This is a genomic window from Microbacterium sp. B35-30 (assembly GCF_010634855.1).
GTDB lineage: Bacteria > Actinomycetota > Actinomycetes > Actinomycetales > Microbacteriaceae > Microbacterium.
The window spans coordinates 30,296-46,958 of the sequence record NZ_MWLQ01000035.1 but is presented as its reverse complement, the minus strand read 5'-3'; the positions used below and the strand labels follow the sequence as shown (position 1 = coordinate 46,958).

Below are 16,663 nucleotides of genomic sequence, written 5' to 3'. Positions count from 1 at the left end.
CGCGCGCGCGATCCTTCCGGGGGTCACCTCTTCGGAGTCATCGCGCTCGAGCAGATACCGCATCGCGGCACGGTCGGTCTCGGTCATCCCGCTCTGCTGCTCGCGCTGGCGAGTGAGTTTCGCCTCGGCGAGACGAAGATGCTCGAGGATCCCGGCGACATCAGGTCGTTCGCTCTCCGCTGGTTCGGAAGCCTCGGTCTGGACCATCACGACTTCGCCCCTCTCTGCGTCCGGCGCCGCGATGCTGGCGCCGGGGTCCTATTGGACCATGAAATTCAGATGAATGAAACACCCGATGGTGAAAGTCTCATCACCGAATAGTTCGATAACGAAGTATCATGGGGGCCTGGCCTTCGGAAGGAACAGCACCCATGGCTGAACTCATCTACGGTGCCGAGGGCGATCCGGTGCACATGCCGGAACATCTCCTCGCCCACGTCAAACTCGTCGTCGCGACCAAGCTGCGCCGCAACGAGAGCTTCATGCTGACCTGGCGTCATCCCGACGGCAGCGGCCGTTCCTCGGTGTGGCTCGAGCCGTCCATCCCGCTGCGGTTCGTCTTCGAGAACATCGAAGAACCGGCCATCGATCACGCTCTGCTCGCGAATCTGGCGGCGGCGGCCAGCTCGAACGGCGGACTCGTCCTCGACCTCGCAGACGTGCGCCTGCTCGCGGCGTCGGGCGACGGCCCGCCGCGGCCGGAGCAGGCACAAGCCGAGGTGGCCCAGCCCGCAGCCTGATGGCGGTCTCCACGTGCGTCCGTGCCGCGGTCGGCTCCTCCGACCGGTCGCGCGTTCGCTGTCAACCCCTTTGTCCTCGCGGCCGCGGGGCTGCATCCTCGGACCGCAGGAGGTTGACGATGACCGATTCCATCGCCGACGAGGACGTCGCGCACAACCCGGCGCCGAACACGTCGGCGCCCGAATCGCCACGCGGAACGAGGCCGGGGGAGCGACAGGCACGCAATGACGCCGCAGAGCGCCGCCGTCGGCGCCCCTCCGACGAGCACCCCTGGTGGGGACCCATGCCTGCCGACCGGCATGAGTGAGAGTGCGGAGGGGAACATGCGCGACGACATCCATCAGCTCGTGCTGACCCCGCTGGCGGATCGCGCGTGGCGGCTGCGAGATCACGCGATCGACCGGGGCGATCCCTCCCGTCTCGTCGCCTACGTCGAGCTGCGTGACGACGGCATGTACGAGGTCGTGTGGGTCTCGGTCGGCTGCGGCACGGCGCGCTTCGCCTCGCTGGAGATGCTCTTCCTCGCGGCGGTGCAGATGCTGGAGCAGTGCCGCAGTCTCGGCGCCCTCAAGCCCGACCCGATCCCGCACCGGCCGCCCGCGCACGCGTGAGACCATCGCCGTGTCGGCGGGCGATGGCAGGATGGGGCCATGCCTGAGTCGCCAGAGGTCGAGGCTCTCGCGCGGTTCCTCGCTGACGAGGCATCCGGTCGTGAGATCCGTGCCGTCGATGTGCTGGAGTTCCGCACGGTCAAGACGCGCAACTCGCCGCCCGCCGGCATCGCCGGACGCACGATCACCGGTGCGGCGCGTCATGGCAAGCATGTCGAGCTCCTCCTCGACGAGAAGAGCCTCGTGGTGTCGCTCGGCCGTCACGGGTGGATGCGCTGGCTCAGTGCGGACTCAGCGGGCGGTGATGCCGTCCTCCCGGCCGAGGCGCCACCGGCCCTCGCCACTCTCGACCTGTCGGGCGACATCGCTCTCGAGGTGACGGATGCCGGATCCTGGGTGTCGCTCGGACTCTTCGTGGTCGACCGCGCAGACGAGGTCCCCGCCATCGCGAAGCTCGGCCCCGACCCGGCTGACCCCGCCTTCACGCGCGCCCAGTTCGATACCGCACTCGGCGGGCGCCGGAAGCAGATCAAGGCGATCCTCCAGGAGCAGGAGACGCTGGCGGGCATCGGCAACGCGTACTCCGACGAGATCCTCCACCTCGCCCGCCAGTCGCCGGTCACCCACGCGGCGGCGCTCGGGCCCGAGGCGACCGACCGGCTGTTCGAGGCGACGGTCACGACGGTCAGAGAGGCCATCGCGGCTCGGAGCGGCGTGCCGATCGACCAGCTGAAGGCGCAGAAGGTCGCCGCGATGCGCGTACACGGGCGCAGCGGCGAAGCGTGCCCGGTCTGCGGCGACACGATCCTCGATCTCACGTTCTCCGGTACGTCCGCGCAGTACTGCCCGACGTGCCAGAACGGGGGAGTGCCGCTGTGACCCGGGCCGCAGAGCGCCCGTGCGGACGCCCGCGTAGGTAGCATGGACGGCATGACGACTTCGCAGCAGCCGGCCCCCCTCACCCTTTCGCCGGTTCCCGACGACAAGAACCTGCTCACGGTCGCCGACTCCGCGGGCTCGTGCTGCGGCGGCGGCAGCTGCAGCATCGACTGACCTGACGCTCCCCGACCTCGCCCCGCGCCGTCGATGACCGACGACCAGCTCCACATCACCCCGCGCGTGGGTCGCATCCTCATGTCGGAGGAGGCGATCTACGGACTCATCCTCGTCTCGGGGATGATCGTGGTCAGCGGCTCCTCGACCGGCACCGCCGTCGATGCACTGATCACCGTCGGCGTGACGGTGATCGTGTTCTACGCCGCGCACGTCTTCGCCGGCACGCTCGGTCGTCTCGCGGCCACCGACGGAAGAGCAGGGCTGCGGGCGAGCCTTCGCGCCGCCGCCCATCAGTCGGGTGGCATGCTCCTCGCCGCGGTTCCTCCACTGCTCATCCTGCTCCTCGGGGCGACCCGGGTGATCGAAGACAGTCTCGCCCTCTGGGTGGCACTCATCGTCAACACCGTGCTGCTCGGTGCGCTGGGCTGGATCGCTGTGGCCCGCTGGAGCACCCACTGGATTCCCCGCATCCTCAGCGCCGTGATCACGGCTGCCTTCGGCGGAGTGCTCATCCTGTTGAAGGCGATCATCCACCACTGACGATCAACCACCACTGACGATCAACCAGCGCTGACGATCAATCAGCGCTGACGATCAATCAGCGCCGACGATCAACCAAGACTGCCGCGCGCGGCGTCGCCCGGTGCGCGCAGCGCCGCGACGAGCGCCGGCGTCAGCCCCGGGACGTCGTCGACCGGAACGGCGAGAGCAAGCAGCGCACGGCTGAAGAAGTTGCGCGCGGCGGCGGCCAGAGTGATGTCGACGATCTCGCGGTCGGTGAACCCGACCTCGCGCAGTCGGCCCGAGTCGGCGTCCGTCATGGACGCGGCATCCGTCGAGAGCTTCTCGGCGTAGGCGACCACGGCACGGTCGCGCTCGTCGAGGTCGGCCTCGACGCCGTCGCGCGCGAGGCTCGCCAGCTGGTCTTCGTCGAAGAGCCCTGCGCGCAGACTCCGGCGGCCGTGCGCGAGGAGACAGTGCTCCGAGCCCATCGCGCGCGCGGCACCGAGAGTGGCGAGTTCGTAGGTGCGCAGGCCGATGGACGGCACGATCGCACGCACCAGTCTCTCGAAGGCCTGGTGCGCCTCGGGATTCACCGCCATTGCCCGGGTGTACGCGAAGACGAAGCCGTCGCCCTTCCGGTCGCTGTCGTACATGTCGGCGACGTGCCCGGTGGCGCCGTCGAGATCCGGAGTGCTGACGATCACTGTCGTGCCTTCCCGTCGGGTTCGGGCGCAACCAGAATGGCGGATGCCCCACCCCTTGTCGAGGGGTGGGGCATCCGCCTGATACCGGGGCCGGCGCGTCCGGGCGCTCAGTGGGCCGAGGGCATGCCCACCGGCTGATCGGCGGGCTTGCGGATCAGGAAGGCGCCGACGAGCATCGGCAGCGACAGGACCGCAGCCGTCAGGAACGCCGCATGTGTGCCGGCGGCACCCGCGGCGGCCTGCTCCGCGCCGGACGACGTGGCCGCGGCGGTGGCTGCGGCCATGACCCCGAACATCACCGCGATGCCGGCTGCGCCCGCGACCTGCTGCACGGTGCCGACGACCGCTGAGCCGTACGAGTAGAACTTCGGCTGCAGCGACGCGAGCGACGCCGTGAACAGCGGCGTGAACGACAGCGCCAGGCCGAACGACAGCACGGTCTGCGCCACCGCGACGAGCCACACCGGCGTCTCGGTGCCGAAGGTCGTGTAGTACCACAGCATCGCGCTCGTGATCACGGCGCCGGGCACCAGCAGCACCCTCGTGCCCCAGCGGTCGTAGATGCGACCGATGAAGGGACCGGCGAGTCCCATCGCGAGCGCGCCGGGCAGCACCACGAGACCCGCGGTGAGCGGGTCGACGCCGATCACGTCCTGCAGGTACAGCGGCACCACGGTGATGGCACCGAAGAACGCCATCGACATGATGGCCATCTGCCCGATCGAGAGCGAGAAGTTCGCGCTGCGGAAGACGCGGAGGTCGAGCAGCGCGTCATCCTTGCGCTGCAGCAGCACCTGGCGCCAGCCGAACAGGCCGAGTGCGACGATGCCCACGGCCAGCGACACGACGAGCGTGGTGGTCGAAGCGGCGCTCGCGGCCGCGGCATCCGCCCCACCGCCATGGCCGCCGGCGCCCAGCTGGCTGAGCCCGAAGACCAGTCCGCCGAAGCCGAGGGCCGACAGGATCACCGACAGCACGTCGATCGGAGCGTGCGTGGTCTCACCGAGGTTGTGGATCCAGCGGGCGCCGACGACGAGCGCCACGATGGCGATGGGCAGCACCATGCCGAAGATCCAGCGCCACTCGAAGTTGTTGAGGATGGCACCGGCGAGCGTCGGGCCGATCGCGGGAGCGAGCGAGATCACGATGCTGACGCGGCCCATCATGCGGCCGCGGATGGCTGCGGGCACGACGGTCATCAGCGTCGTCATGAGCAGCGGCATCATGATGGCGGTGCCCGAGGCCTGCACCACGCGCGCGACGAGGAGCATCGGGAACCCGGGCGCGAGGAACGCGACGAGCGTTCCCGCCGAGAACAGCGACATCGCGGCGACGAACATCGTCCGCGTGGTGAAGCGGCGCAGCAGGAAGCCGGTGATCGGGATGACCACGGCCATGGTCAACATGAACGCGGTGGTCAGCCACTGTGCGGCCAGGGCGGTGATGCCGAGGTCGGTGATGAGGTGCGGGATCGCGACGCCCATCGTGGTCTCGTTGAGGATCGCGACGAACGCGGCGGCGAGGAGCAGCCAGATGACGCGGCTCTCTCGCGGGCCGAGCTTGGCGGTGGCGGTGACGGCGGTGCGGGGGACGGCGATGCTGCCGGTTCCGGGGGTCGTATCGATGGCGGCCATAGGTCGTCTCCTCGAGGCTCGGATGGACAGCGAAGTGCCACCCGAGGATGGCAAGCTCTCACCATAACCACAGGTTCCGACATCCCATTCCCGATTCGGGGAAGGTCAGCCGCCGGGCGGACGACCCGCCGGGGTCAGCTGCCGGAGCGCCGGGGTTCGGTGTCGTCCCACTTCTCCGATCCGATCGCATCGGTCGGCTCGGCGTCGGGCTCGCGGTCCTCGAGGTTCTTCGGGAGGGGGTTGACGATCTCCTCGTGCGGGATCGCCTTGAGTGCGTCGATCTCCTCGCGCAGCTCGGCGAGGTCGCTGCCGTCGTGTTCGGGGGCGTCGGGAGTCGAGGTCATGGCTCGAGCCTAGCGTCGGAGCCCCGGGTCGGCAGGGCTCATTAGGCTGGCCGTGTGAGCATGCGCGGCGGTGGGGGCGGGGGAGGCGGCGGACACCCCGGCTTCCGGCCCGTCGACACCGAGGCGCAGCGCCGCGCCAACGCGGAGGCGCCCGAGATCCCGGGCCTGGGCAAGCGGGTCGTCGGACTCTTCCGTCCGTACAAGTGGTCCATCCTCATCACGGGCCTGCTCGTCGTCGTCGGAGCGGGCATCGCGGTCATCCCGCCGCTCCTCGTGCAGCGGGTCTTCGACGATGCGCTGTTCCCGCTCGACGGATCGCCGCCCGACCTGGGGCTGCTCTGGCGGCTCGTGGTCGCCATGATCGTGCTGTTCCTGCTGTCGGCGGCGCTCGGCGTGGTGCAGACCTGGCTAACCTCCACCGTCGGCAACCGGGTCACGGGCGATCTGCGGGTGAAGCTATTCGACCACCTGCAGTCGATGGAGCTCGGCTTCTTCACGCGCACCAAGACCGGCGTCATCCAATCGCGCCTCCAGAACGATGTGGGCGGCGTCTCGGGGGTGCTCACCAACACGGTGACGAGCATCCTCGGCAACACCGTGACCGTCGTGGCCTCGCTCGTGGCGATGATCCTCATCGACTGGCGGCTCACGATCATCGCCGTCGTGCTCATGCCCTTCCTGGTGCTGGTCCAGCGACGTGTGGGCCAGGTGCGGGCCCGCATCGCCGGCGAGACGCAGGAGTCGCTCTCGGAGCTCACGGCCATCACCCAGGAGACGCTGAGCGTCTCGGGCATCCTCCTTTCGAAGTCCTTCAACCGGCAGCGCACCGAGGCGAGCCGATATGCCGACGAGAACCTCAACCAGGTGCGCCTGCAAGTGCGCCGGGCGATGAGCGGCCAGGGCTTCTTCGCCGTCGTGCAGGTCATCATGGCGAGCGTGCCCGCGATCATCTACCTGGTCTCGGGCTACCTGATCGGGGGCGGCAGCGGTGCCATCACCGCGGGCACCATCGTGGCGTTCACGACCGTGCAGGCCCGGCTGCTCATGCCGCTCATGGGTCTGATGCGCGTCTCGCTCGACCTGCAGACGTCGTCGGCGCTGTTCGCGCGCATCTTCGAGTACCTCGACCTCGTGCCGGCCATCCGCGACGATCCCGCCGCGATCGATGTGGCCGACGCGCCCGGTCCCATCGGGCGCATCGAGTTCCGTGATGTCGTGTTCCGCTACCCCGACGCCGCCGGCGACAGCCGGGCGACCCTGCGCGGCGTCTCGTTCGTGGCCGAGCCGGGGCAGCACGTCGCGTTCGTCGGGCCGTCGGGCGCAGGCAAGACCACCGTGCTCTACCTGACGCCGCGGCTCTACGAGGCATCCGGCGGTTCCGTGCTCTTCGCCGGTGAAGACGTGCGCCGCCTCAGCCAGGAGTCGATCGTCGACCACGTCGGCATCGTCTCGCAGGAGACCTACCTCTTCCACGCCACCATTCGCGAGAACCTCCGCTACGCGAAGCCGGCGGCGACGGATGCCGAGCTCGAGGCCGCGTGCCGTGCGGCCAACATCCACCACGTCATCGAGCGCTTCGAGCAGGGCTACGACACGGTCGTCGGCGAGCGCGGCTACCGGCTCTCGGGCGGCGAGAAGCAGCGCATCGCCATCGCCCGCGTGCTGCTGAAGGACCCGCCGGTGCTGCTGCTCGACGAGGCCACGTCGGCGCTCGACACCGTGTCGGAGCGCGTGGTGCAGGAGGCGCTGGATGCCGCGGCCCGCGGCCGCACCACCCTGTCGATCGCCCACCGGCTCTCGACGGTGATCGCCGCCGACGTGATCCACGTGGTCGAGGCGGGACGCATCGTCGAGTCGGGCACGCACGCGTCGTTGCTGGCGGCGGGTGGCCTCTACACCGAGCTCGCGGCCCAGCAGCTCGCTACGACGAAGATCCTCGAGGCCGAGGATGCCGAGCCGCCGGCCGACCACCCGGGCCGCCGGGCGGACATCGCTCCGGACGTTCCGGTGATTCCGGTGGACGAGGTGCTGGCGTCAGGCAGGGGCGCCGTCGAGGCGGACTGGCGCGAGGACTGAGGTCGGTCGTCAGGCCCAGGTCACCACACGCGGGCTGCGGCGACGGCGGTCGCGGCGGGCTCGGGAAGCTCCGGACCGTCGAACCGCGACCAGAGCGCTCGTGCGAACTCCCCGAGCTCCCGCCGGTAGTTCACGTCGGCGTGGTCGCGGGCGAGATCCACGAGCGGCGGCAGGTCCATGGCGAGGATGAGACGCACTCGGGATGCCGCTGCGCGCGCCTGGCCGGCGGCATCCAGCACCGCGATGCCACCCCTCAGCGCATCGAGGTAGTCGCGGAGCACCGGCAGTTCCCCCTTGTGCTGGGTGATCGACGAGCCGTCTGCCCGTTCGCGCCACTCGACCACCACATCGGGGATGACGTCGAACGCCTGGGCGCGCGTGTACATCTGCTGGGCGACGATCTGGTCCTCGTAGGCCTTGCCGACGGGGAACCGCAGGCCGGCGCGGTGCCAGAGGTCGGTCCGGCTCACCTTCGACCACGCGACGATGTTGCCGGATGCCTCGGGGTGCTGGTCGAGCGTCGTGCCGAGGCGCGTCGGGTCGGTGGCGGCCGCGACCCACGGCTGCACGATGCCCGCGGTGTAGCCGCCGGCGGTGTCGGGGCGCAGCCGCACGTACGCGCCGAGCGCGAAGTCGCTGCCGCTGGCCGTGAGCGTGCCGACGAGCCGCTCGAGCGCATGGGGGGTCAGGCGGTCGTCGGCGTCGAGGAAGCCGACGAACGGCGTGCGCACCAGGTCCAGCCCGCTGTTGCGCGCTGCGCCGAGGCCCCGCTGCGCGGGGTGGTGGACCACCTGGAAGCGGTCGTCGTCGGCGGCCGCGGCGTCGAACAGGGCGCCGGTCTCATCGGTCGACGCGTCGTCGACGAGGATTGCGGTCCAGTCGGTCCGCGTCTGGGCACGGAGCGAGTCCAGCGCCTCGCCGGCGTAGGCCGCAACGTCGTAGCCGGGCACGATCACGGTCACGGCGGAGGTCACGTCCCGATCCTACGGTCGCCCGAGGGCATCGGGATCCGTCGGCGGCAACCGCGCTGCGGCGCAGTGCGACGGTCAGCGATCGGGTGCCGATACCGCGGCGACGGATGCCTCGACCGCGTCGGCGACGGCATCCAGCGGAGCGTTCAGCCAGCGGGGGAATGTGAACCGCACCGCCGTCTGCGCCAGCTCGGGCGCGATGCCCATCGCGACGAGCACGTGCGACGGCTCGTCGCTGCCCGCGGCGCAGGCCGAGCCGCTGGACGAGACGACACCGCGGCGCTCGAGCTCGAGCAGGACGGCCTCGCCGCCGGTGCCGGCGAAGGTGAAGCTCGCGGTGCCGGCGAGCCGGTGCACGGGGTGGCCCGTGAGCCGTGCGGACGGCACGCGCTCGAGCACGCGGGCGATGAAGCGGTCGCGGATCGCGCTGATGCGAGCGGATGCCTCGACCCGCTCCGCCTCGGCGAGCTCCAGGGCGGTGGCGAAGCCGACGGCGCCGGCCACGTCTTCGGTCCCGCTGCGGCGGCCGCGCTCCTGCCCGCCGCCGTGCAGCAGCGGCTCGAGCGGGATCCGGCCGCGGATGCCGAGCACCCCGGTGCCCTTGGGCGCCCCGAGCTTGTGCCCGGCGAGCGAGATCGCGTCGTAGCCGAGCTCCACCGCCGACAGCGACAGCCAGCCGGCGGCCTGCACGGCGTCGAGGTGCAGCGGCACGCCATGCTCACGTGCGGCGGCGGCGATGGCGGCGACATCCTGGACCGTGCCCACCTCGTTGTTGGCGTACCCGATGCTCACCAGCGCGGTGTCATCGCGGAGGCTTCCGGCGACGGCATCCGTCGACACGCGTGCGTGCGCGTCGACCGGCACCCGCGTTGCCGCGAACCCGTGCACCCGCTCGAGGTACGCGACCGACTCGAGCACCGACTCGTGCTCGATCGGCGTCGTGACGACGTGCACCCTGCCCGGGTGACCGTCGGCTTCCGCGCGGCGCAGGGCCGTGGCGATGGCGATGCCCTTGATCGCGAGGTTGTCGGCCTCGGTCCCGCCGGAGGTGAAGACGATGTCGCCGGCGCGCAGCGCGAGCACCCGGGCGACGCGCGCGCGGGCATCGGCCAGTGCGTCGGCAGCCGCCTCGCCGACCGTGTGATGGCTCGACGGGTTGCCGTACCAGCGGGTCAGGTACGGCATCATCGCCTCGAGCACCTCCGGGCGCACCGGCGTGGTCGCGGCGTTGTCGAGGTAGAGCATGCTCATCGGCTGCGGCTCCCTTGGTTCAGGGGGCGTCGATCCGCACATCGAGCCCCAGATCGAGCGCGCGTGCGGAGTGGGTGAGGGCGCCGACCGAGATGACGTCCACGCCGGTCTCAGCGATCGCGCGCACCGTGTCGAGGGACACGCCGCCGGATGCCTCGACCGTCGCCCTGCCGGCGATCTGGTCGACGCCCGCGCGCAGCTCGTCGAGCGAGAAGTTGTCGAGCATGATCGTGCCGATGCCGGCGGCCAGCACGGGCTCGATCTGCTCCAGCCGGTCGACCTCGACCTCGATGTGCGTGGTGTGGGGGAGGAGGTCCTTCGCGGCGAGGAGCGCTGCCGTGGGGGAGACGCCCTTGTGCGCGAGCACCGCGAGGTGGTTGTCCTTCGCCATGACGGCGTCCGACAGCGAGTGGCGGTGGTTGCGGCCTCCGCCGTCGCGCACCGCCTTGCGCTCGAAGGCGCGCAGCCCCGGCGTCGTCTTGCGCGTGTCGGCGATGCGAGCGCGGGTGTGGGCGACCTCGGCGACGTAGGCGCCGGTGAGCGTCGCGATGCCCGACATCCGCTGCACGAAGTTGAGTCCGATGCGCTCGGCCGTCAGCACGCCTCGCGCCGACCCGGTCACGACGGCCAGCACGGCGCCGGGTTCGAACCACTCGCCGTCCTCGACGAGGAGCTCGACGTCGATCGCCGGATCGGTGAGCCGGAACGCGGCCGCGAACACCTCGCCGCCCGAGAAGACGCCGCGCTCCCGGGCCACCAGATCGGCGCGCGCGACGGCGTTCTCGGCGATCAGCGTCTCGCTCGTGAGGTCGCCCCAGGGTGCGTCCTCTTCGAGGGCGGCGGCGACCGCGCGGTCGATCACGGCCCGGGTCAGCATGCGACCGCCTCCTCGACGGCGGGCGCCGGTGTATCTGCAGAACTCCACAGATCCTGGCCCCGATCGGCAGCGCCCGCGGCCCGGAGGCGGGCTGGCGCGTCGATCCGTGGAGTTCTGCGGGCGGGGGCGAGAGCGGAATCCTCGACCGGTGCGTCGGCCCGGAAGTGCGCGCCGACGGACTCTCGGCGGGCGCGGGCCGCGGCGACGACCTCCGCCGCGACGAGCAGCAGATTCTCATCCTCGTACCCGTGCTCGGTGACCGGAGTCCGCAGCTGCTCGCGCCACTGGGCGATCACGGATGCCGCGTGCCCGAGTCCCTCCTCGTCGCGCACGAGTCCCGCGTGCTCCCACATGAGCTCCTGCAGCGCTCGCCGCGAGAACGCGCGCGGGGTCGGTGCGAGCGCGTCGTGCGCGAATGCCGCGGAGCCGGCGGAGCGGATGCCCGCGGAGATGGACGCGCCCTGGCCCGCGAAGGCGGGCCAGGAACCGGATGCCGCGTCGGCGGCGATCGCATCGCCGGCACGCGCGCCGAACACGGCGCCCTCGAGCAGCGAGTTCGACGCGAGTCGGTTCGCTCCGTGCACGCCGGTGCGGGCGACCTCACCCACGGCGTAGAGGCCCGGCAGGGAGGTGCGGCCGAACAGGTCGGTGGCGACACCGCCCATCAGGTAGTGGGCGGCCGGCGTCACCGGGATCGGCTCGCGCGCCCAATCGAGACCCCGTTCGCGCACGGCGCGGTCGATCGTCGGGAAGCGCCGCGCGAGGAACGCCGCGCGCTCGTCGGCGTCTGAGGAGTGGATGCGCGTCGCGTCGAGGAGCACCGGGCGTCCGCCCTGAGCCTCCATCTGCGCCGCGATCGCCCGGGCGACGACGTCGCGGGGCGCCAGCTCGCCGTCGGGGTGGGCGTCGAAGACGAACCGTCGCCCGTGCTCGTCGACCAGCGTCGCGCCCTCGCCGCGCACCGCCTCCGACACCAGGAAGGAACCGCCCACCGCCAGCCCGGCGGCGTCAGCCTTGCCTTCCAGCCCGGCGGCGTCAGCCTTGCCTTCCAGCCCGGCGGCGTCGGCCTTGCCTTCCAGTACCGTCGGGTGGAACTGGAAGAACTCGAGGTCGGCGACGTCGGCTCCGGCGCGGATCGCCGCGGCGATGCCGTCGCCCGTGGCCACCTGGGGATTGGTCGAGTGGGCGTACAGCTCGCCGGCGCCGCCCGTGGCAAGCACGACCGCGTCGGCCTCGAGGGTGTCGCGGCGGCCGGGGCCGGCACCCGTCTCACCGATCAGCAGCTCCACCCCGGTGACCCGTCGCGCGCCCGCGGTGGGCGCGGCGACCTCGTCGAGCACCAGGCCGACCAGGAAGGCATGCTCGATCACGGTGACGTCGCTCGCGCGCAGCCCGGCGACCAGCGCCTTCTCGATCGCCGTGCCGGTGGCGTCGCCGCCCGCGTGCAGGATCCGCGGATACGAGTGCGCGGCCTCGAGACCCTTCACGAGCCCGCCGGCGGCGTCGCGGTCGAAGGCGACGCCGAGGGCGATGAGCTCGCGGATGCGGGCCGGGCCCTCGTCGACGAGCACCCGCACCGCGTCGGGATCGCTGTGCCCGGCGCCCGCGACGAGCGTGTCGCGCACGTGGTCCTGGGCCCGATCGTCGTCGAACATGACGCCGGCGATCCCGCCCTGCGCGTAGCGGGTGTTGGCGTGCTCGAGCACGTCCTTGGTGACGAGCGTCACTCGGCAGCCGTGTTCGACGGCGTGCAGCGCGGTCAGCAGTCCGGCGATCCCCGAGCCGACGACGATCGCGCGCGGCTGTGCCGCAGGCACGGTCATGACGCGTTCTCCCAAGCGGCGGCGGGGGCTGCCGGCGGCTTGGCAGCCAGCATCCGCTCCAGTGCCAGGCGGGCGGGATCGGCGACGTCCTGCGGCACCTCGATGCGATTGCGCACCTCGCCCGCCACGAGCCCCTCGAGCACCCACGCGAGGTATCCCGGGTGGATGCGGTACATCGTCGAGCAGGGGCACACGACGGGGTCGAGGCAGAAGATCTCGTGCTGCGGGTACTGGGCGGCGAGGCGCTGCACGAGGTTCACCTCGGTGCCGATGGCGAACGTCGTGGGCTCGGCCGCGCCGGCGATGGCCTTGCGGATGTAGTCGGTCGAGCCGGCCTCGTCGGCGGCGTCCACGACCTCCATCGGGCACTCGGGGTGCACGATGACCCGCACACCGGGGTGCTCGGCGCGCGCCTTCTCGATCTGCTCGACCGAGAAGCGCCGGTGCACCGAGCAGAACCCGTGCCAGAGGATGACGCGGGCGCTCTCGATCGCGTCGACGGATGCCCCGCCCAGGTGCTTGCGCGGATTCCACATGGGCATCTGCTCGAGGGGGACGCCCATCGCCTTCGCCGTGTTGCGGCCGAGGTGCTGGTCGGGGAAGAAGAGCACGCGGCGGCCGCGCTGGAATGCCCATTCGAGGACGGTCCGCGCGTTCGACGACGTGCACACGATGCCGCCGTGGCGACCGACGAAGCCCTTGATCGCGGCCGAGGAGTTCATGTACGTGACGGGGATGACGGGCACCAGGCCGTCGGCATCCGTGGCATCCATGTCGCCGTAGACCTCGGCGAGCTGCTCCCAGCAGTCCTCGACCTGGTCGATGTCGGCCATGTCGGCCATCGAGCAGCCGGCGGCGAGGTTGGGCAGGATCACGGCCTGCTCGGGGCGCGACAGCAGATCGGCGGTCTCGGCCATGAAGTGCACGCCGCAGAACACGATGGCTTCGGCATCGGGGTGCTCGAGGGCCGCGTTCGCGAGCTGGAACGAGTCGCCCACGTAGTCGGCGTGGACGACGACCTCTTCGCGCTGGTAGAAGTGGCCGAGCACCACGACCCGGTCGCCGAGCGTCGCCTTGGCGGCGCGGACGCGGTCGGCGAGCTCGGCCTCGGACGCCTCGCGGTACTCGCGGGGCAGCTCTCCCTGGCGCGGGGAGCCGGTGGGGATGACGTCGCCCATCGACGAGCCCGGCCCGTAGCCGGGGCGCGTGTCGAAGTCCCACGGGCCGGCGGCCAGGTCGGTGTTGCAGGTCTCGTCGGTCGACGCTCCCGCGATGATCGCCTGGATCGCGTGATCCACCGACGCATCGGTCGGTGTCCGCTCCGTGGTGGCGGGCGGCGGCTGGAGGGTGATGTTGACGGCAGGCATGTCGGGCGCTCCGTTCGGATGGGTCAGTCGCGGGTGTCGAGCGGGCCGCGGTCGGCCAGCTCGACGTCCTTGTTGTAGCGGTACAGGCGCGCCGGGCGGTGGCTGCCGGTGCGGAATCCCTCGGTGGGGATGAGGGTGCCGGAGTTCTCGACCTGGCGGCGGAAGTTCGCCGGGTCGAGTCGTCTGTCGAGGATCGCCTCGTACACCTCGCGCAGTTCGGCGAGGGTGAACTCATCGGCGAGGAGGCCGTGGGCGATGCGGCTGTAGCCGACCTTGTTCCGCAGGCGCCACAGTGCGTACTCGACGATCTCGTTGTGGTCGAAGGCGAGGCGGGGGAGCGTCGCCGCATCGAACCAGGCGACATTCTCGACCGAGGCGTCGGTGATCTCGTCGGCCCGCAGGAGCGCCCAGTACACGATCGAGACGACACGCGTGGGGGAGCGGTCGACGGCGCCGAAGGCGTACAGCTGCTCCAGATAGCTCGGCGCGAGGCCGGTCGTCTCAGCGAGGGTGCGGGATGCCGCGGCGGCGAGGCCTTCGGCTGCATCGAGCCAGCCGCCGGGGAGCGCCCACTGGCCCTCGTGCGGATCCCGGGTGCGCCGCACGAGCGGAAGCACCACCCGGACGGCGTCGCTGCCGGGCAGGCGCCGGAGCGTGAAGATCACGGTCGACACCGCGACGCGCGTCGCATCGGCGCCGGTGGCTGAGCCGGGGGCGGGGACTTCGGAAGCTGTTCTGGTCATGATGACTCTAACTGTCGGAATCGATCATAGTGTCACTGCGACCAGAAGCCAAACCGCGGCCGTAACGCACCTCGGCTGCGGCGCGCGCGAAGGAACCGTTGCCAAGACGTGACGTACGTGCGGCTGCTGAGGGGTGCGAACGGGAGGGAATGTTTGTTAGGTTTACGTCCAAACATTTGTTAGGGCTCAGTACTTAATGAATGCCGGTGCCCGCGCACCTTCCCTTCCTGCAATGCCGCACGAGAGAAAGAACCAACGATGATTCGAAACGCGAAGCGCCGAGCGGCGCTCATCGCCGTGGCCGGGACAGCGATCCTGGGCATCGGCCTGTCGGGCTGCGCCGGTGGTGGCGGCGACGACAACGGCGAGTCCGAAGGGCGCACCCTCCGGGTCTGGGCCGGCAGTCAGACACCGATCGAGGCCAACTTCAACCCGTTCTCGCCGAGCGTGCTGCACGCCGCACTCGGCCCGATCTACGAGCCGCTGTTCTTCTACAACAAGACGGCCGACGACGCTCCCGCGCCCATGCTCGGCGAGAGCTTCGAGTACAACGAGGACGGCACCGTCATCACGGTGAAGCTCAAGGAGGGCGTGAAGTGGAACGACGGTGAGGACTTCACCGCCGACGACGCCGCGTTCACCTTCAACTACGAGCCGAACCACCGCGACGGCCTCATCTCGGCCGAGGCCACGGACGAGAGCACCGTCGTGCTCACCTACGAGACGCCGCAGTTCACCAACGAGTTCCAGATCCTCGGCACCACCTGGATGCTGCCCGAGCACATCTGGTCGGAGGTCGACGACTACACGACGTTCACCGACGAGGAGCCGGTCGGCACCGGCCCGTACGTGGTCGACAGCGTGACGGATGCCTCCTACACCGTCGTCGCCAACGAGGAGTTCCGCGACGAGGGCGTGCCCGCGATCAAGAAGCTGCAGTACATCGGCATCGACGCCAACCAGTCGGCCCAGGATCTGCTGACCGCGGGCGAGCTGGACTGGACCGGCATGTTCGTGCCCAACCCGGACTCGGTCACCTCCAACGGTGTGATCAGCATGCTGAACACGCCGCAGGACCCCACCGTCCTCTACACGTGTGCCAACGCCGACCTCGGCTGCGCCGGCCCGCAGACCGACGTCGCCGTGCGCCAGGCGCTCAACGTCGCGATCGACCGCGGCACCATCAAGGAGAAGGCCTTCGTCGGCCTGACCGGCGACATCTCGCCGACCTTCGCGCTGCTGCCTCGCGACCAGAAGTGGGTCGGCGACCCGGCCAACGAGATCAGCCCTCAGTCGCCCGACGCCGCGGCCGCCGGTGAGATCCTCGAGGCCGCCGGTTACGCGAAGGGCGGCGACGGCTTCTACGCGAAGGACGGCGCCCCGCTCGAGCTCAGCCTCCTCTCGGTCGACGGCTGGACCGACTACAACGACGCAGCGAAGCTCATCAGCGAGCAGGCCGCCGAGGCCGGCATCAAGGTCAACGCCTCGACGGTGCAGTGGCAGGAGTTCTCGGACGCCCGCCAGACCGGTCAGTACCAGCTGATCATGGGCGGCGTCATCGGCACCTCGGTCGCCGACCCGTTCCAGATCTACAAGGACTGGTTCGCGGGTGAGTCGACGTCGCAGGTCGGCCAGGAGGTCCCGTCGGGTCGCTGGAACTTCAGCCGCTACGACAACCCCGTCGTCAACGAGGCCGTCGCCGCGGCGGCCGCCACCGACGACGAGGCACTGAAGCAGGAGGCGTACGCCGCCCTCCAGGCCGAGATCGTGCGCGACCTGCCCTACATCCCGCTGGTCATCAACGCCACCCAGACGTTCTTCAACACGAAGGACTTCACGGGCTGGCCGACCGAGGAGGACCTGTACGCGTTCCCGCCCGCCTGGGGTTCGGTCGCGTCCGGCTACGTCCTCCAGCACCTGGAGCCGGTGAAGTAATGCAGAACCGGGCAGAGGCCGCGGCA

General features: G+C 70.6%; 18 protein-coding genes. 9 read left to right on the top strand and 9 right to left on the bottom strand.

Going from position 1 to position 16,663, the window contains the following annotated elements; all coding sequences use genetic code 11:
• From B2K11_RS17415 to B2K11_RS17390, 7 genes are all read left to right on the top strand, one after another.
• On the top strand, positions 1–321 hold a 321-nt coding region (locus tag B2K11_RS17415), incomplete at its 5' end, for a hypothetical protein (protein ID WP_163620185.1).
• A gap of 50 nt (positions 322–371) precedes the next feature.
• A complete protein-coding gene (locus B2K11_RS17410) occupies positions 372–740 on the top strand; it encodes a hypothetical protein (RefSeq protein WP_239526208.1) in 369 nt (122 codons plus the stop codon).
• Positions 741–859: 119 nt separating this feature from the next.
• Entirely contained in the window at positions 860–1,048 is a 189-nt protein-coding gene (locus B2K11_RS17405; RefSeq protein ID WP_163620183.1) for a hypothetical protein, read from the top strand.
• Between the two features lie 16 nt (positions 1,049–1,064).
• On the top strand, positions 1,065–1,352 hold the full coding sequence (locus tag B2K11_RS17400; RefSeq protein ID WP_163620181.1) for a hypothetical protein: 288 nt from the start codon (positions 1,065–1,067) through the stop codon (positions 1,350–1,352).
• Positions 1,353–1,391: 39 nt separating this feature from the next.
• A complete protein-coding gene (locus tag B2K11_RS17395; RefSeq protein WP_163620180.1) occupies positions 1,392–2,231 on the top strand; it encodes a DNA-formamidopyrimidine glycosylase family protein in 840 nt (279 codons plus the stop codon).
• Between the two features lie 51 nt (positions 2,232–2,282).
• Positions 2,283–2,405 (top strand): hypothetical protein, encoded by a 123-nt coding sequence (locus B2K11_RS20805; protein WP_275575845.1) that lies wholly within the window; start codon positions 2,283–2,285, stop codon positions 2,403–2,405.
• Positions 2,406–2,438: 33 nt separating this feature from the next.
• Complete coding sequence (locus B2K11_RS17390; RefSeq protein WP_163620178.1) at positions 2,439–2,948, top strand: hypothetical protein; 510 nt, start codon at positions 2,439–2,441, stop codon at positions 2,946–2,948.
• A gap of 71 nt (positions 2,949–3,019) precedes the next feature.
• On the opposite strand, the gene B2K11_RS17385 is transcribed toward B2K11_RS17390, so the two are convergent.
• The 3 genes from B2K11_RS17385 to B2K11_RS17375 all read right to left on the bottom strand — a co-directional run bounded on the left by B2K11_RS17385 (position 3,020) and on the right by B2K11_RS17375 (position 5,594).
• A complete protein-coding gene (locus tag B2K11_RS17385; RefSeq protein WP_239526207.1) occupies positions 3,020–3,616 on the bottom strand; it encodes a carboxymuconolactone decarboxylase family protein in 597 nt (198 codons plus the stop codon).
• A gap of 107 nt (positions 3,617–3,723) precedes the next feature.
• Positions 3,724–5,250, bottom strand: coding sequence for a DHA2 family efflux MFS transporter permease subunit (locus B2K11_RS17380; RefSeq protein ID WP_163620176.1), 1,527 nt, complete (start codon positions 5,248–5,250; stop codon positions 3,724–3,726).
• A 134-nt stretch (positions 5,251–5,384) separates the two neighbouring features.
• Positions 5,385–5,594, bottom strand: coding sequence for a hypothetical protein (locus B2K11_RS17375; protein ID WP_163620174.1), 210 nt, complete (start codon positions 5,592–5,594; stop codon positions 5,385–5,387).
• Between the two features lie 60 nt (positions 5,595–5,654).
• Between B2K11_RS17375 and B2K11_RS17370 the strand changes: the two genes are divergently transcribed.
• Complete coding sequence (locus tag B2K11_RS17370; protein WP_163620195.1) at positions 5,655–7,670, top strand: ABC transporter ATP-binding protein; 2,016 nt, start codon at positions 5,655–5,657, stop codon at positions 7,668–7,670.
• Between the two features lie 20 nt (positions 7,671–7,690).
• On the opposite strand, the gene B2K11_RS17365 is transcribed toward B2K11_RS17370, so the two are convergent.
• The 6 genes from B2K11_RS17365 to B2K11_RS17340 all read right to left on the bottom strand — a co-directional run bounded on the left by B2K11_RS17365 (position 7,691) and on the right by B2K11_RS17340 (position 14,702).
• Complete coding sequence (locus tag B2K11_RS17365; RefSeq protein WP_163620172.1) at positions 7,691–8,644, bottom strand: glycosyltransferase family 2 protein; 954 nt, start codon at positions 8,642–8,644, stop codon at positions 7,691–7,693.
• A 72-nt stretch (positions 8,645–8,716) separates the two neighbouring features.
• Positions 8,717–9,886: a cysteine desulfurase family protein gene (locus B2K11_RS17360; RefSeq protein WP_163620193.1), complete on the bottom strand. Its 1,170-nt coding sequence runs from the start codon at positions 9,884–9,886 to the stop codon at positions 8,717–8,719.
• A 25-nt stretch (positions 9,887–9,911) separates the two neighbouring features.
• Entirely contained in the window at positions 9,912–10,769 is an 858-nt protein-coding gene (gene nadC, locus B2K11_RS17355) for a carboxylating nicotinate-nucleotide diphosphorylase (RefSeq protein WP_163620170.1), read from the bottom strand.
• Positions 10,763–12,592 carry an FAD-dependent oxidoreductase gene (locus tag B2K11_RS17350; protein ID WP_163620168.1) on the bottom strand — a complete coding sequence of 610 codons (1,830 nt, stop codon included), beginning with the start codon at positions 12,590–12,592 and terminating at the stop codon, positions 10,763–10,765. The genes nadC and B2K11_RS17350 overlap by 7 nt, the downstream gene beginning before the upstream one ends.
• Positions 12,589–13,959 carry a quinolinate synthase NadA gene (gene nadA, locus B2K11_RS17345; RefSeq protein ID WP_163620167.1) on the bottom strand — a complete coding sequence of 457 codons (1,371 nt, stop codon included), beginning with the start codon at positions 13,957–13,959 and terminating at the stop codon, positions 12,589–12,591. Before nadA ends, B2K11_RS17350 begins: the two co-directional genes overlap by 4 nt.
• 23 nt (positions 13,960–13,982) lie before the next feature.
• Positions 13,983–14,702 (bottom strand): NUDIX domain-containing protein, encoded by a 720-nt coding sequence (locus B2K11_RS17340; RefSeq protein ID WP_204260175.1) that lies wholly within the window; start codon positions 14,700–14,702, stop codon positions 13,983–13,985.
• A gap of 258 nt (positions 14,703–14,960) precedes the next feature.
• Between B2K11_RS17340 and B2K11_RS17335 the strand changes: the two genes are divergently transcribed.
• The gene (locus B2K11_RS17335; RefSeq protein ID WP_163620165.1) at positions 14,961–16,637 is read left to right on the top strand and encodes an ABC transporter substrate-binding protein; all 1,677 of its coding nucleotides are present in this window, start codon (positions 14,961–14,963) and stop codon (positions 16,635–16,637) included.
• Positions 16,638–16,663 lie beyond the last annotated feature (26 nt).

What these genes read in the sequence shown, in the direction of transcription:
- B2K11_RS17410 (WP_239526208.1), top strand. Translation starts at nt 372, where the DNA reads ATGGCTGAACTCATCTACGGTGCCGAGGGCGATCCGGTGCACATGCCG.
- B2K11_RS17405 (WP_163620183.1), top strand. Translation starts at nt 860, where the DNA reads ATGACCGATTCCATCGCCGACGAGGACGTCGCGCACAACCCGGCGCCG.
- B2K11_RS17400 (WP_163620181.1), top strand. Translation starts at nt 1,065, where the DNA reads ATGCGCGACGACATCCATCAGCTCGTGCTGACCCCGCTGGCGGATCGC.
- B2K11_RS17395 (WP_163620180.1), top strand. Translation starts at nt 1,392, where the DNA reads ATGCCTGAGTCGCCAGAGGTCGAGGCTCTCGCGCGGTTCCTCGCTGAC.
- B2K11_RS20805 (WP_275575845.1), top strand. Translation starts at nt 2,283, where the DNA reads ATGACGACTTCGCAGCAGCCGGCCCCCCTCACCCTTTCGCCGGTTCCC.
- B2K11_RS17390 (WP_163620178.1), top strand. Translation starts at nt 2,439, where the DNA reads ATGACCGACGACCAGCTCCACATCACCCCGCGCGTGGGTCGCATCCTC.
- B2K11_RS17380 (WP_163620176.1), bottom strand. Translation starts at nt 5,250, where the DNA reads ATGGCCGCCATCGATACGACCCCCGGAACCGGCAGCATCGCCGTCCCC.
- B2K11_RS17375 (WP_163620174.1), bottom strand. Translation starts at nt 5,594, where the DNA reads ATGACCTCGACTCCCGACGCCCCCGAACACGACGGCAGCGACCTCGCC.
- B2K11_RS17370 (WP_163620195.1), top strand. Translation starts at nt 5,655, where the DNA reads ATGCGCGGCGGTGGGGGCGGGGGAGGCGGCGGACACCCCGGCTTCCGG.
- B2K11_RS17360 (WP_163620193.1), bottom strand. Translation starts at nt 9,886, where the DNA reads ATGCTCTACCTCGACAACGCCGCGACCACGCCGGTGCGCCCGGAGGTG.
- nadC (WP_163620170.1), bottom strand. Translation starts at nt 10,769, where the DNA reads ATGCTGACCCGGGCCGTGATCGACCGCGCGGTCGCCGCCGCCCTCGAA.
- B2K11_RS17350 (WP_163620168.1), bottom strand. Translation starts at nt 12,592, where the DNA reads ATGACCGTGCCTGCGGCACAGCCGCGCGCGATCGTCGTCGGCTCGGGG.
- nadA (WP_163620167.1), bottom strand. Translation starts at nt 13,959, where the DNA reads ATGCCTGCCGTCAACATCACCCTCCAGCCGCCGCCCGCCACCACGGAG.
- B2K11_RS17340 (WP_204260175.1), bottom strand. Translation starts at nt 14,702, where the DNA reads ATGACCAGAACAGCTTCCGAAGTCCCCGCCCCCGGCTCAGCCACCGGC.
- B2K11_RS17335 (WP_163620165.1), top strand. Translation starts at nt 14,961, where the DNA reads ATGATTCGAAACGCGAAGCGCCGAGCGGCGCTCATCGCCGTGGCCGGG.